General features: G+C 56.6%; 12 protein-coding genes and 1 pseudogene. 2 read left to right on the top strand and 11 right to left on the bottom strand.

Translation table 11 applies throughout. The features are described from left to right. Positions 1-48: 48 nt before the first annotated feature. The gene (locus IGS51_RS09905) at positions 49-390 is read right to left on the bottom strand and encodes a hypothetical protein (protein ID WP_297078251.1); all 342 of its coding nucleotides are present in this window, start codon (positions 388-390) and stop codon (positions 49-51) included. A 183-nt stretch (positions 391-573) separates the two neighbouring features. Beyond that, positions 574-2,193 (bottom strand): radical SAM protein, encoded by a 1,620-nt coding sequence (locus IGS51_RS09900; RefSeq protein ID WP_297078250.1) that lies wholly within the window; start codon positions 2,191-2,193, stop codon positions 574-576. Positions 2,194-2,876: 683 nt separating this feature from the next. Between IGS51_RS09900 and IGS51_RS09895 the strand changes: the two genes are divergently transcribed. Beyond that, positions 2,877-3,896 carry a tetratricopeptide repeat protein gene (locus IGS51_RS09895; RefSeq protein ID WP_297078249.1) on the top strand — a complete coding sequence of 340 codons (1,020 nt, stop codon included), beginning with the start codon at positions 2,877-2,879 and terminating at the stop codon, positions 3,894-3,896. 71 nt (positions 3,897-3,967) lie between these two features. On the opposite strand, the gene IGS51_RS09890 is transcribed toward IGS51_RS09895, so the two are convergent. Together IGS51_RS09890 and IGS51_RS09885 are read right to left on the bottom strand one after the other, a co-directional pair. Then, positions 3,968-5,695, bottom strand: coding sequence for a succinate dehydrogenase/fumarate reductase flavoprotein subunit (locus IGS51_RS09890; RefSeq protein ID WP_297078248.1), 1,728 nt, complete (start codon positions 5,693-5,695; stop codon positions 3,968-3,970). Between the two features lie 131 nt (positions 5,696-5,826). After that, positions 5,827-6,135: a hypothetical protein gene (locus IGS51_RS09885; protein WP_172358854.1), complete on the bottom strand. Its 309-nt coding sequence runs from the start codon at positions 6,133-6,135 to the stop codon at positions 5,827-5,829. Positions 6,136-6,474: 339 nt separating this feature from the next. On the opposite strand from IGS51_RS09885, the gene IGS51_RS09880 reads away from it, so the two are divergent. Beyond that, positions 6,475-7,326, top strand: a complete 852-nt coding sequence (locus IGS51_RS09880) for a peptidoglycan-binding protein (RefSeq protein ID WP_297078247.1) — start codon at positions 6,475-6,477, stop codon at positions 7,324-7,326. 185 nt (positions 7,327-7,511) lie between these two features. Here IGS51_RS09880 and IGS51_RS09875 read toward each other — a convergent pair whose 3' ends face one another. The 7 genes and pseudogenes from IGS51_RS09875 to IGS51_RS22345 all read right to left on the bottom strand — a co-directional run. Beyond that, entirely contained in the window at positions 7,512-7,952 is a 441-nt protein-coding gene (locus IGS51_RS09875) for a DUF29 domain-containing protein (protein ID WP_297078246.1), read from the bottom strand. A 92-nt stretch (positions 7,953-8,044) separates the two neighbouring features. Further along, complete coding sequence (locus IGS51_RS09870; protein WP_297078245.1) at positions 8,045-9,451, bottom strand: 1-acyl-sn-glycerol-3-phosphate acyltransferase; 1,407 nt, start codon at positions 9,449-9,451, stop codon at positions 8,045-8,047. A gap of 103 nt (positions 9,452-9,554) precedes the next feature. Next, a complete protein-coding gene (locus IGS51_RS09865) occupies positions 9,555-9,833 on the bottom strand; it encodes a (2Fe-2S) ferredoxin domain-containing protein (protein WP_172354837.1) in 279 nt (92 codons plus the stop codon). A 152-nt stretch (positions 9,834-9,985) separates the two neighbouring features. Next, a complete protein-coding gene (locus IGS51_RS09860; RefSeq protein WP_297078244.1) occupies positions 9,986-11,488 on the bottom strand; it encodes a sodium:solute symporter family protein in 1,503 nt (500 codons plus the stop codon). Between the two features lie 214 nt (positions 11,489-11,702). Beyond that, on the bottom strand, positions 11,703-12,485 hold the full coding sequence (hypB, locus tag IGS51_RS09855; protein ID WP_297078243.1) for a hydrogenase nickel incorporation protein HypB: 783 nt from the start codon (positions 12,483-12,485) through the stop codon (positions 11,703-11,705). Positions 12,486-12,585: 100 nt separating this feature from the next. Then, a complete protein-coding gene (gene hypA, locus IGS51_RS09850) occupies positions 12,586-12,966 on the bottom strand; it encodes a hydrogenase maturation nickel metallochaperone HypA (RefSeq protein ID WP_297078242.1) in 381 nt (126 codons plus the stop codon). A 171-nt stretch (positions 12,967-13,137) separates the two neighbouring features. Next, positions 13,138-13,271, bottom strand: a pseudogene (locus IGS51_RS22345) (agmatinase); the annotation flags it as partial.

Below are 13,271 nucleotides of genomic sequence, written 5' to 3'. Positions count from 1 at the left end.
CTGCTTGCGAGATGGCTGGTAAATGGCTGGACACGCGGTTTACAAGTCCTAGTCTTCGTCCTGTTCCTTCACTTCGGGCGAAGGAGAAACCAGCGTAAAAGGCGCAAAAGAAGGCGTGGTGGCTGTGCGGCTCATGGCTGGCGGGCGCACGGGGGTCGTGTTGCTGGGGCTGGCGCTATGGAGCGGACTGGTGGCCGAGTGGCAGAGCAGCGTCAGCGCACAGGAGCAAACCGCCAGCGATAGGAAATCCAGACCCTTCGTGGTCAGCACTTCTGGCTGGGGCGCAACGGCAGCAGCTACCCTGACTCGCGACCCGGTGTAGGCATAGGGCGATCGGGCGGCGCGGCGCAGCATTGCTCTCTGGTTCCATTCACTGGACTTTTCAATCATGACAACGGTTTGGTAAGAGGGAAGAACGAAAGGGAAAGAACGAAGAACAAAGAGGGAAGAACGAAAAGGGAAACCCTAGCGTAGACTACCCAGATTGCGCCTGGTTCCAACGCAAGGATACATAGGAATAAACTTGCAGACGGTGGAATTGGGCAAATTGTTCGCGGGTAAGCCAGAGCCAGGTTAGACCATTGCGGGGGCAAACAGGGCTATCGCGCTCGCCTGATGTTTGAGCAGGGTCGCCTTGGGCAGCGGCCCATGCAGATGCTCCCAGGGCAGCAGGTCATCCGCCTGCCAGGGGTCGAAAACGTAGGCTTCCAGCGGTGGCAGGGTTCCCCGCAGTTCCTTGAAGGCGCGGCGGTAGCTGCCCAGCGTGTCGCCGTAGTGACGCACCACTTCCAGCAAATGGGACAAACGGCGATCGCCCCGCGAAATTAGCGCCTGGATTACCGACCAATTATAGCTTTCGGGACGAAACTCGACTCCCAGTGCCCCCAGCCGCTTTTGCAAAATCTTTAATCGCTTGTCTGCCTGCGGGTTCACGCCAAACCATTGAAAGGGCGTGTGGGCTTTGGGGACAAAGGTGCTGCACCCCAGCGTCAGGCGCAGACCGGGCGCGGCTTTTTTCAGGGTTTTCAGCAGGTCTACGGTCGCATCTAGGTCGTCGGGCTGTTCGCCCGGAATGCCGACCATGCCATAGAGCTTGAGGCTGCTGAGTCCACCTGCTTTGGCGTTGATGGCAGCCTGGACAATTTCTTCGGTTTCCAGCTTTTTGTTGATGATTTGCCGCAGGCGATCGCTCCCACTTTCGACCGCAATGGTAATGGAGCGGGTGTCGTGTCGCACGAGCGATCGCGCCAGTTTCTCGGTCACGGTGCCCGTCCGCACCGAGGCCAGGCTGAGCCGCACATCGTCGAACTGTGGCTGGTTGAGATAATCCAGCAACTCGTCAAACTCTGGATGCTGCGTCACCGATGCGCCCAATAGCCCCAGCCGATTGGTCACCGCCAGCCCCCGCTCGATCGCAGGCATCAGCGATTGCTCCAAACTTGCCGGGCGAAAGGGCAGCGTCAGGTAGCTGGCCAGGCAAAAGCGGCACATCTCAGGACAACTCCGCACCACTTCCACCATGTAAATGTTTTCCCAGGCGGCCTGCTCGGTGACGACGGTCGAAGCCGACAGCACGTTGCCGCGATAGGTCTGCTTTTCGACGACCTCAGGTGCGCCTTCCAGCGGAGCGATCGCCCGGATTTTTCCGTCTGGTGCAGTGTAGGTCACGTCATATAGCGACGGAACATAGACTCCTGGAACCTGCGCCAGGTGTCGAAGCTGCTGCGATCGCCCCTCCTGCCGCACTGCTTTGTAAGCCGTGATGAACGCATCTAGGAGCAGTTCGCCGTCGCCCAGCAGCACCACGTCAAAAAAGTCGGCAAAGGGTTCGGGATTGGCCGTCAGCACAGGGCCGCCTCCGAAAATGAGCGGGTAGGCATCGGTGCGGTCGGGCGATCGCAGGGGAATCTCCAGTGACTCCAGCAGCCCCAAAATATTCACATAGTCCAGTTCCCAGGATACGGAGAACCCCAGCAATTCGGGGCAGGCTGGCAGCGGCTCATGCAGATCGGTAAACAGGCGGCTGACCTGCACATCGGCCCGCGTCGCCAGCGTCGCCCAGACCACCTGATAGCCCAGGCTAGTGATGCCAACGGTATAGTCATTGGGAAACGCAAAAATTACCGGAACCGCGTCGGCATCCGGCGTTGCAGGCGTAAACAGCAGCCGCTCATCGGCGAAAACAGCAGTCACAAAGGCAGAAGCAAGAGAGGAGACATTCTCCTTCAGCCTATAGCAAAAGCCTAGAAGATGTGGGCCATGTGGCGATCGCCGCTAGCAATGGACTCTAGGCGTGTATATTTAGCTACTAAAAAATATGGGGATGTACGCAGATGTAGCGGGAGCAATTGAGGAATTGGAACGCTATAGGCGGCATTTTTCAGGGCATCTACCGTAGGAGTTTGCACAATCTTCATGGCAATCTGAAGATAACGAAAAGCTCAGCCCTCATACATTGACAATTTTGTGACGAGTTTTGCTGCCCTCAAGAGCAGTTATTAAACCCTGGTTGAACCCTAGTTGAACCCCGGTTAAACCCCAGTTAAACCCCCAGTTAAACCTTAGTTAAACGCTGATCAAGCTCTAGTTAAAGTCCGATGGGTTAAAGGCCGAGTTACACACAAACTTGTTAAACGCTGATTGATTTCCAAGCTTAATCGAGAGAGTGGAACGAGTAGATAAGCTGGTTAAAAAGCCAGAGATAATTCATTAGGTCTGCGGCTAGATTTTGATCTACGAGGTGATCGAGTCACTAGTAACTTGCAGCTAGGACTACAGATATATTTCATTGAAGAAGATTCCATCTGAATGGACGTTTGCATCTGCAATGATCCGACGGATTGGAAGATGGACTGAATCGGGAGGCGATCGCAGTCATGGCTGATTTTTTTGATTCCTATCGAGGAACCTTTGTCCCAGAAACCGAGCGAACCACGGACGTTCGCAACTCAAAGACAGCGAGCTTCAGCACTCGAAAAGCTGAGCTAGATCAACTGCTGGAAAAAGCGATTGAGCAATATCAAATTCGGGACTATCCATCAGCCCTGAAAACATTTCGACATGTCCTCTTTGGCTATCGAGAAGTGCATGATTTGCAGGGCGAAGGCATGACCCTCAGCGGCATGGGTCTGGCCTTTTATGCGCTGGGTCAATACCAAGAGGCGATCGCCCATTCCTATCAAGCGCTGGCAATGGCCCGTCAGACGATGGATCGGCGCACCGAGCGTCAGGCCTTGGGAAATTTGGGCAATGCCTATCGCCATTTGAATAACTTTGAAAAGGCCATTGAATATAAAGGGCAAACGCTAGTCGTGGCCCGCGAAATTCAAGACCGACGGGGCGAAATGGCGGCGCTCAACAACCTCGGTATGGTGTATAAGGCAATGGGGGATTGTGAACAGGCGATCGCCTATTACGAACAAAGCCTGCGTCTGGCGAAAGAACTGCATGATTTGCAGGTAGAGGGGCAGGTTTTGCGGAACTTGGGCAATGCCTACCACGCGCTAGAAAACGGTCAGAAAACGGTGGAATGCTACGAGCAGCTTTTGAAAATTGCGCGGCAGCAGTCTGACCTGTCTACCGAAGGACAAATTCTCAAAAATTTGGCAAGCGCCTGCTATTCTCTGGGCAATTACAACAAAGCCATTACCTATCATCAACTGCGGCTGGCGATCGCCCGCACCCTCCGCGACAGGCGCAATGAAGACCAGGCGCTAGAAAGCCTTGGCGTGATTTACGACGCAATGGGAGACTATGCCAAAGCCATCGAATGCTATGAACAACGGCTGGCGATCGCCCAAACTGCTCAAGATAAGGACTTGGAGCAGCAGCTATTAACCAGCCTGCGAAATGTATGCTACGCCGTTGGCGATTATGCCAGAGCTAATTCCTACTAGCTGAGCTTCGCTCGCCCAAAGGTACGGGTGCAAGGAGATGAAGGGCGATCGCTCTGCGTAAGTTCCAACGGTTAATATTTCCGCTCTTGGGGCTGGAACTGAGTGATGGTCACTGGGCGATAGCGTAGCTCAATGCCCGCAGGCGAGTAGTAAGCCATTGTGTGCTGAAGGAAGTTCACATCGTCGCGATCGGGGCAGTCTTCGCGGCAGTGCGACCCCCGGCTTTCTTTGCGGTTCAGTGCGCCCGTGAGGATGATTTCGCCGACAGTGAGCAGGCTTTGTAGCTCCAGAGCTTCGATTAGCTCGGTGTTCCACAGTTTGCCTTTGTCGTCTAGGAAGATATTGCCCGCCTGCTGGCGAATCGTTTGCAGCTTTTGCAGCCCTGCTTGCATTACCTCTTCAGTGCGAAACACGCCGCAGTGATCGGTCATGCAGTCCTGAAAGGCTTGCCGCACCGTGTTGATTCGGTGTTCGCCACGCTGGTCGAGCAGGGTTTGGATACGCTGACGAGCTTCGCTGAGGTAGGGTGTCTCGTTCAGGTCGGGTAGCTTGCGGTTTTGCACATAGCGGGCGATCGCCGCCCCCGTCCGCCGCCCATACACCACGCACTCCAGCAGCGAGTTGCTGCCCAGGCGGTTTGCGCCATGCACCGACACGCAGGCCGTTTCTCCGGCGGCAAAAAAGCCTTCCACCAGCGTCTCGTCGCCGCTCCGCACCTGCCCGTCAGTGTTGGTGGGAATGCCGCCCATCGAATAATGCACCGTCGGGCGCACAGGGATCGGCTCATGCACTGCGTCTACGCCCAGCAGCCGATGAGCTTCCTCCCAGGCAAAGGGAATGCGGCTCATAATCTTTTCGCGGCCGAGGTGGCGCACGTCGAGATGGACGAAGGGGCCGCCCGCGCTGCCGTCTCGGTGGATGCCGCGTCCGGCCCGAATCTCTTTCACGATCGCCCGTGAGGTAATGTCTCGCGGAGCCAGTTCCATGCGGCTGGGGGCGTAGGTCTTCATGAAGCGATCGCCCTCCGAGTTCACCAGGTAGGCCCCTTCGCCGCGCACCGCCTCCGAAATCAGCACCCCTACGCCATACACGCCCGTCGGGTGAAACTGCACAAACTCCATGTCTTCCAGGGGCAATCCAACGGCTGCCGTCATGGCCAGTCCGTCGCCCGTCGAGGCAAAGTCATTGGACGTGGTGTTATACACGCGCCCATAGCCCCCCGTAGCAAACATCACCGCCTTTGCCCGCACCACTTCCAGATGCCCATCACGAATGCGGAACATCACCAGTCCTTTCGCCTGCTCTTCTTCCAAAATCAGGCGCATGACGTACCACTCGTCGTAGATGTGAACGCCGTAACGCCGCAGGTTGTTCACCAGCTCGTGCAGGATGGCGTGCCCGGTTTTGTCGGCGGCGTAGCAGGTGCGGTTGTGGGAATGGCCGCCAAAGGCTCGCTGGGCGATGCGTCCGTCAGGCAGGCGCGAAAATAGCACGCCCATGTGTTCTAGGTCGATCACCACGTCGGGCGCTTCGCGGGTGAGGATTTCCACTGCGTCCTGGTCGGCGAGATAGTCAGATCCCTTCACGGTGTCGAAGGCGTGGGCTTCCCAAGAATCTTCGCTATCGACATTTTTGAGCGAGGCCGCCATGCCGCCCTGGGCTGCGACCGAGTGGGAGCGAATCGGGTGCGTTTTGGCAATCACCGCCACGCTGAGGGATGGATTCATGCGGGCAATTTCGACAGCGGCGCGGCATCCGGCCAGTCCGCCGCCCACAATCACAACGTCGTGATCAATCATGCTAGTGTGCTGGGTCGGTGTTCTCCTGTTCTCTATGGTGGCGCAAAACAAAAGCTCCCCGCCGATTGGCAGGGAACTTCTTTAGAAAGTAGCGATAGAAAGTAGCGATTTTCTGAAGCAGCGGAGGGGAGCTAGCTGAGGCTCTGGGCGGGGCGCTGGCCCGAAACGGTCACTTTTTTACTCGTGGTTTCTGTGGCAGGATCGACCGACGAAAACTCGATGTGGTTGAGCAGCGTCGTGACGAAGGCAAACAGCAGGAACGGCAGCGATAGCACCAGGATCAGCCCTACCGTCACCAGGGCAAACAGTGGGCGACTCGTGCCCATCAGCGCCAGCGCACTGGCCAGGCTGAGGAAAATAACCACCAGCCAGACCACCACCTGACCGTAAATATCTCCAAAGGACAGCGTGCAAGTGACGCGATATTTTTCCATGTTCATGACCGTTAACCCATTTAGCCTTGAGTGGTTGGCAAACCTGCATTGCGGCGGCTTTGGCGATCGCCCAGTGAGGCGCATCTCGCTTACCCCAAAAGGCAACGCAAGTTGAAGCGCATAAAACTAATGGACTAAGCGTAAAGCGTGAGTTGAGCGATCGCCCGAAGTCCTCAATCTCTCTTAAGGTTTCTGCAACATCTGTTTAATGAGGGGTGGGGGATTGGGGGTTGGGTTGGAAATTTCTTTGGTGAGGTCTTGCTGTCCAGACGATATCGTTTTAAGGTATCATCAGTTCAGATATCAAAAAATGATATCTACTAAGTCGCATTTCTACCATTTCCCATGAAACTTCCAGCGCTCGGTTCGCTTGGTTCCGCTCAGGGCCGCGCCGTGTTAATTGCTCAAGCCTCGTCCTGCCTGTACGTGAAGGGCGATCGCTCTCTCGCAGCACCCGTTTTGCCCGCGTTCAAGCTTCGGAGTTCTGCACCCGCAATAGCTCGGCAGTTCCGCTCAAAAGCGACCCTCGTAAGCACGTTTGGTCTGATGGCCGCTCTGGGTTCGGGCTGTGGACCAGCACAGATTCTCAACCCGACTACAGACCCTAACCCTTCTCCGACAGCAGCTTTACGAGCTTCCGGTGGGCTAGTTATCCCGTCACCCGCTCCGACAGACTCCAGCCCCCAAGACTCCATTACGCTGAAGCTGGGCGATCGCAGCGATCGGGTGAGGCAGGTTCAACAGCAGCTCATCAGAAGAGGACATCTGCGGGCGGATTATCCAATTAATCAGGGCGATCGCTATGGGAATCGCTATGACGAGGAAACTGCGGCTGCCGTTGCAGAGTTTCAAAAACAGGTTGTGGGGCTGCCTGCAACGGGCGAAGCCACTGAAGCGACCCAAGTCATGCTGGGTCTCATCCCTGTGCCACGGCCGTCCGATGGTCTGCCTTGGGGGCCAGTCAAGCCAGGAGACATCAAGCAAAGTGTAGGCACGCTGCAAGAGCGACTTACCCGCCTAGGCGATTTCACAGGAGCGATCGATTGGAACTATGACTCAAACACTGAGGCCGCCGTCCGAAACTTTCAGCTTGAGTGTCAGTGCGGTTTGGAGCCAGACGGAATCGCCAATCAAATCACCCGCAGTATGATGCTAATTCGGCTGAAGCAGCAAGAGGAAACGCGGCAATCTTGCTAGCCCTAGCTCAGCGCAAGTTTAAGTTGGCCCAGTCCGCAGGTGCAAATCTCGGTTGTTTCATCAGCCAGGGGTTTGCACTTTTCCTGATCGCACCAATCCGCTGAAAAGTGTGCATTGCAATGTTTTTTGTAATCACAGAACCGCTGCTGAAACTACAGATTCAAAAGATTCAAACTCTCATCAACTCAAGCCAAAAAATTTGGATCGAGTATTTGTTCAAGCGTGTAAGGACACTTGGCAGGAAATGTTTCTGCTGGCTTGTTCGTCTCTTTAACTGCCTCTCGACAAGCACGTCGGTAATATTTCCCCAGCCACTCTGGATCTTCAAGAAAACGTTGCAAACTGGGAGTATCTTCCAAACAATCTTGAATCTTGTCTCGGCAATTGGAAAGCGTATCCTCCCAGCTTTTGGTTCTGCGCTCAGGCTGATATTGACACTTCAAGAGGTGCATCAAAAGAATCTGCAAGTAGCTGCCAAGTTCTCTTTGTTCACTGCGGCCCAAGGCTTCTAATTCCTCTACCAAGTTTTCAACATCTAGCCCCGGCCAGTATCCTGCTCGCAAATACTCAGCTTGTTGTTGCGTCCATTCTAGAAAGTCTTCATTGTAAAGTGCTGCTTTTCTCATCAGCCGTTACTTCCTTAAGTAGCAACAAGTAGCAACTCGTCTAAATTCTAAACTGCCTCCGCAGTTTATAGACCGCCAGCAAGCTCACTGACTCACCGAATCAGGCTTTCCATCGCCGTTTGCAGGTCTTGGGTCAACTGTGTGACGGCTTCGCGGCGGTTGGCGCGATATTGCTCAGCGCGATCGCTCACCGAGAGGGGCGTGCCGACCGTCATCACCACGCGGCGCGGCCCCAGACGCAGGGGCGGTTTGGGTGCTTCGCCCTTGAGGCGGTTCACCATGTTTCGCAGCAGCAGCAGCGTTTCGGCAAAGCGCTCGGCGGTGGGCTTTTCCATGACATAACGGCCGGTGACGCTGACGAAATTTTCCACTAGGCGCATGTGCCAGATCCGCAGGTCAGCCTCTTCGGCAATGCGGTCTGCCAGACCGCGCTCGGCGGGCGACAGCGCCTCCAGATTCAGGTCTTCGCGGAAGATGCGCTCCCACCCGGCTTGCTCCAAACGGCGACAGCGGTCGGTGAGGCTGCCTTTGGGGGCGATCGCAAAAAATTCTTCTGCCACCTTCAGCGCCGTGTCCAGCAGCGACTTCAGGCGGGCGGCCAGGCGGGCGTTGGGGTCGGCATCGGCCGGCAAGTCGGGCACCACGAGCGATCGCCCGTAGTATTTGCTGTAATAATTCTCCATCTGCGTTAACAACGTTTCGCCCAGGTTTAATAGCCGCTGATAAAGCTGGGTCTGCTGCTCTGGCGTGGGTTCTGTGCCGTCTTGCAGGCCCAGATAGGCCGTCGGCGAAACGCCGGCTCGAATACCCGTGTCATATTCCAAATCCAGAAGGAGCTGTTCGAGCGATCGCCAGGGCGGCGTGATGTAGTGATACTGGATGCCCACGGGCAGCAGTGCTACGGTTTCTGTCCGCTTGGCTTTCTGCAAATCCTCCACACACCAAAAGCCAAACTGAGCGATTCCCGGCTCCAGCGGGCTAACGATTTCGTTGTGTCCATTCGTGCCGCCCTCCGGCGAGGCGGCCATCGGGAATTGACCATTCGCAAACAGATCGCGCACCGCCTTCAGGCTCACCAGATCTGCCTTGCCCCGCTTTACGGGCACACAGCCCATCTTGGGCAATAGCCAGCCGACAAACTTTCCTGCCCACAGCGGAATCCCCCGGTCATAGATAAAGTGGGCGTGAACTGGCTTTTGCAGCGACACGCCCAACTCTCGCGCCGTCTGGGGCACCGACCGCGACAGCAGCCACAGCAGCGAAAACGGGTCATCCGGCGTGGGATGCCGAAACGCCAGCAAAAATCGCGTCTTCCCCGCCTGAAACTGCTGAAACAACTCAACCAGTTGCTTGGTGTTTTCTACCTCCACATCGGCGATCGCCACTCGCAGCTTCATCCAGGACGGCAGCACCGCACACATCCCCCGATAAACCAGCGGGTCAAAATCGGGCGGAATAAACTCCAGCGGGGGTTGGACTTGGGTGATAGGGGAGGGCATTTGGGGAGGAGGGAAGAGGGAAGAACGAAGAGGGAAGAGGGAAGAACGAAAACTTCTGCTTTTCGTTTTTCGTTCTTCGTTCTTTGTTTTTTCTTTTTTCCCTTTATACCCCACGCAGGCGCATCGCTTCGACGGGTCGCCCCAACTGGAGATGCTGATGGGCGATCGCCCCCACTTCTTCTGGCAGCACGCGCCAGTACCACACCTCGTCTGGCAACACCAGCACCATCGGCCCGTTGCCGCACTGCCCCAAACAGCCGCTCGCCACAACTTCTACCCCCTCGACCCCCTCTAAACTTGCCGCTCGAAATGCCGCCAGCACTTGCTGCGCTTTTGCCTTGCGACAGGCGTTGCTCTGGCAGACGAGGACTTGGTAAGACATGGGGATGGGGGGATGGAGTAATCGAGGGTTGGAATTGCTAGATTGCGTCCGAGACTCCCTCCATTATCCCAACCCGCCTATCCCAACCCGTCAACTCTCCACCCCCGTAGCACGCCTTTTTCCCTCTTCGTTCTTCCCTCTTCGTTTTTTCTCTACGACCTTTCAACGGGCTGCATCGCCTCCAAATCCACCACTTCGGGCGCTGCGCCGCGACTGCGCTGGGTCATCAGCGACACGATCACAAAGGCGGCTAGCCCCAGCAGCGGGCTGATCAGCGTGGGGAATCCGTCAAAGTCGGCGGTGAAGATGGGGTTGGGAATGTAGAGCAACGTGTTGTCTGCGCCAAACATGGTGGGCATCAGCACAAAAAACAGCAGCCGCGCTGCCGTGCCCACCAAAATGCAGGCCATTGCGCCGTAGCGGGTCGCTTTGGGCCAATATAGCCCGCCCGCCAGCGGCACCAGCAGCCCCGCAAAGCCCAGGTCAAACGCCAGCAGCAGCAAGATACCTGTTTGGGGCACCAGCAGGGCAAAGATTACGCCCAGGATGGTGATGACCAGTGCCATCGTGCGGGTGAGCGCTAGCAGGCGATCGCCCCCGGCGTTGTGGTCGGTGTGGCGAACGCCCAGAATGTTGTGGGCAATCACCGACGAGGTTCCCAAAATTGCGCCATCGGCGGTGGAGAGAGACGCAGATAGAATCGCAGCGATCACCAGCAGGCTGAGCAGCGGCGGTGCCACGTTTTTGAGGAGCGACAGCAGGATGGGGCCGTCAGATTGGATGCCCAACCCAGAGAGGATGCTCGGTGCGCCCAACGCCATCATGGCAAAGGGAACGCCGATAACCACGGTTCCCAGAGAGCCGATGAGACAGGCCCGCTGAGCGGTTTCGGGGCTTTCGGCGGCAAAGACCCGCGCCATAAAGTCGATTGCCACAATGTCGCCCAGCCCCAGCGCCAGCAGAGTGGCCCAGTTCACTGCGGCTCCCTGACCGGGGTCTACCAACTGTCCCAGGGCCAGCGGTCCCATGCCTTCGGGCACGTTCAGCCCAAAGCTGCTGCTCATAAAGCCCAGCAGTGCCAGGGTTCCCAAGAAGGCGATCGCCACCTGAATTGCGTCCGTATAGGCTACGGCAAACAGCCCGCCGCTAGCCGTGTAGGCAAAGACGATGGTGGCGATGAGCAGTACGCCTGCCGTATAGCTCGTGCCCAAAAATCCCTGAAACAGAAAGCCGCCCGCCACTAGGTTGCCCGCCAGCAAAAAGGCAAAGCTCAGCACCATGATCACAGAGGCGACTACCTCAACTCGTCGGCCATATTTCACCCGATAGAAATCGGGCAGCGTGATCAGCTTCATGCGGTTCATCGGCTTGGCAAAAAACAGCGCCGTGAGCAACAGACAGAGCGCCAGCCCCAGCGGTAGGGACGCGCCCGCCCAAAAGCCAAACTGAGACGAAAGATCCATGTTGCCCATCGTGGCGTTTGAGTCCACAGATTGGGCCATGAGGGTCGCCGCCGCCAAGGGCAAGACGAGTCCTCGCCCTGCCACCAGATAATTTACACTGTCGCCTTTGATCTGCTTGGAAGCCCAAACACCAACGCCCAAAGTTCCCAAGAGGAATACGATAATCCCCCAGAAAAAGATATGTTCTGCCATAATGAGTTGTTCCTGGTCGATAAGAGTGAACGGTTGACAGTGGATTAAGCTGTCATCGATTTGGTTTCGGTCGGTCTGGGAGCCAGTTGGGGCGGGGTCGTGTCTCTGGCCGGAGGTAGCCCTGCCTCTACTGCTGTCCTCTATGTGCGTCGATGCACGCCTGATGCAATACCCTCAATCAGGTTTCTGACTAAGTTTCTGACTGCAAAATCTGCTAGGGGGCGATCGCCATTGGATAAGCGGCCGCAGGATGATGCGAAGGGTCTGACGAATAGTTTTGTGAGCGGTCTTGCGAAGGGTCTGATGAATGGCTTTGGCATAGATCTGGTGAACCCAGTTGCGATCGCACCCAGTCAAACCAAGCCTCCAGTCCTGCCCCAGTTTTGGCAGAAACAGGTAAGATCACCACCTGCGGATTAACCTGGCGCACATTCGCCACCAGCTTTTCCAAATCCACCTCCAGATGCGGAGCCAGATCCATCTTGGTAATCAGCAGACAATCGGCTTCGCGGAACATGATGGGATATTTCAGCGGCTTGTCTTCGCCCTCGGTTATGCTAAGCAGCGCGACCTTAGCGTGTTCTCCCACTTCAAATTCCGCTGGACACACCAGGTTGCCCACGTTTTCCACCAGCACTAGGTCAAGCGCTGCCGGGTTGCACTGGTGTTCCAGCAGGTGAATGCCGCCCGCCACCATGCGCGAATCCAGATGGCACGATCGCCCAGTATTGATCGCAACCACCGGAACCCCGTGCTGGCGCAGGCGATCGGCATCTAGTTCTGTGGTCATGTCGCCTTCTATCACGGCGATGTTGATCTGGGGCGCAAGATGCTCCAGGGTGCGCTCCAGCAGGGCCGTCTTGCCCGCGCCGGGACTGCTCATCAGGTTCAGGCAGGTGATGCCCCATTCGTCGAAATGGGCGCGGTTGTGGTCGGCTCCGGCCTGGTTGGCGTGGAGCAGGTTCATTTCAATCGCAGCGTCGTGGGTCAGGTGCATGGTGGTTCAACGGTGGGTATCGAGAGTGTGTCGAGTGGGTCAGTCGAGCGTTTTGGCCGAGTCATCCGCCGAGTGAGTAAAAGGCAAAATGCCGAGTTACTTACTGGAGGATGGCCAGGTCGGCGCTGTGGGCGGCGGCGTATTCAATCCGGTCAATTTTGAGTTCTCGCCCAGAGCGGATGTCGTCCATAGGCGCGTGGCAAGTGGGGCAGGCATAGTGCAGCCCAATCTCCGGCGCATACTCCTGCTGGCAGGTATGGCAAAAGGCAATCAGGGGCGTTTCCCGAATCGCTAGCTCTGCACCGTGCAGGAAGGTGTTTGGGGTCTGCACGTCAAAGGCGAACCGCAGGCTGGCGGGTTCGACGCAGGTAAATCGCCCAACGATCAGATGGATGCGCTGAATGGTGGGGCGATCGGGCTGCGATTCCCACCAGTCTTTGACCGTCAGGATGAGCGCTTTGGTCATGTCGGTTTCATGCATATCGGATTAACGGAGGAGTAAAGCGAGAACGCTGCGTAGAACTAGAAACAGATAGCAATTGGGGATGAGGGCGATCGCCCCTAACACGCTTCACGACAATAGAAGTAGACGTTAGAAATAGACGTTAAGCGCATCATTAAGCGCATCATTTCATGCACAGATTCTCCATCGCTACGACCACGCCTGATCCACCGCCATATTTGCTTCGGCGTGAATGTAGGCGGGCTTTTCGCGGCGCGGCAGTTGCCCCGAAATCACCAGATGCGCCATCGTGTCGCAGATTACGCGAGTCGCCATCAGCGCCG

Source organism: Thermoleptolyngbya sp. M55_K2018_002, from assembly GCF_015295965.1.
GTDB lineage: Bacteria > Cyanobacteriota > Cyanobacteriia > Elainellales > Elainellaceae > Thermoleptolyngbya > Thermoleptolyngbya sichuanensis.
The sequence above is the reverse complement of the archived record's forward strand: the minus strand, read 5'-3'. Positions and strand labels throughout refer to the sequence as shown.

Bases quoted from the DNA above. Each gene is read 5' to 3' on its own strand.
- IGS51_RS09905 (WP_297078251.1), bottom strand. From the start codon at position 390: ATGATTGAAAAGTCCAGTGAATGGAACCAGAGAGCAATGCTGCGCCGC.
- IGS51_RS09895 (WP_297078249.1), top strand. From the start codon at position 2,877: ATGGCTGATTTTTTTGATTCCTATCGAGGAACCTTTGTCCCAGAAACC.
- IGS51_RS09890 (WP_297078248.1), bottom strand. From the start codon at position 5,695: ATGATTGATCACGACGTTGTGATTGTGGGCGGCGGACTGGCCGGATGC.
- IGS51_RS09885 (WP_172358854.1), bottom strand. From the start codon at position 6,135: ATGAACATGGAAAAATATCGCGTCACTTGCACGCTGTCCTTTGGAGAT.
- IGS51_RS09880 (WP_297078247.1), top strand. From the start codon at position 6,475: ATGAAACTTCCAGCGCTCGGTTCGCTTGGTTCCGCTCAGGGCCGCGCC.
- IGS51_RS09875 (WP_297078246.1), bottom strand. From the start codon at position 7,952: ATGAGAAAAGCAGCACTTTACAATGAAGACTTTCTAGAATGGACGCAA.
- IGS51_RS09870 (WP_297078245.1), bottom strand. From the start codon at position 9,451: ATGCCCTCCCCTATCACCCAAGTCCAACCCCCGCTGGAGTTTATTCCG.
- IGS51_RS09865 (WP_172354837.1), bottom strand. From the start codon at position 9,833: ATGTCTTACCAAGTCCTCGTCTGCCAGAGCAACGCCTGTCGCAAGGCA.
- IGS51_RS09860 (WP_297078244.1), bottom strand. From the start codon at position 11,488: ATGGCAGAACATATCTTTTTCTGGGGGATTATCGTATTCCTCTTGGGA.
- hypB (WP_297078243.1), bottom strand. From the start codon at position 12,485: ATGCACCTGACCCACGACGCTGCGATTGAAATGAACCTGCTCCACGCC.
- hypA (WP_297078242.1), bottom strand. From the start codon at position 12,966: ATGCATGAAACCGACATGACCAAAGCGCTCATCCTGACGGTCAAAGAC.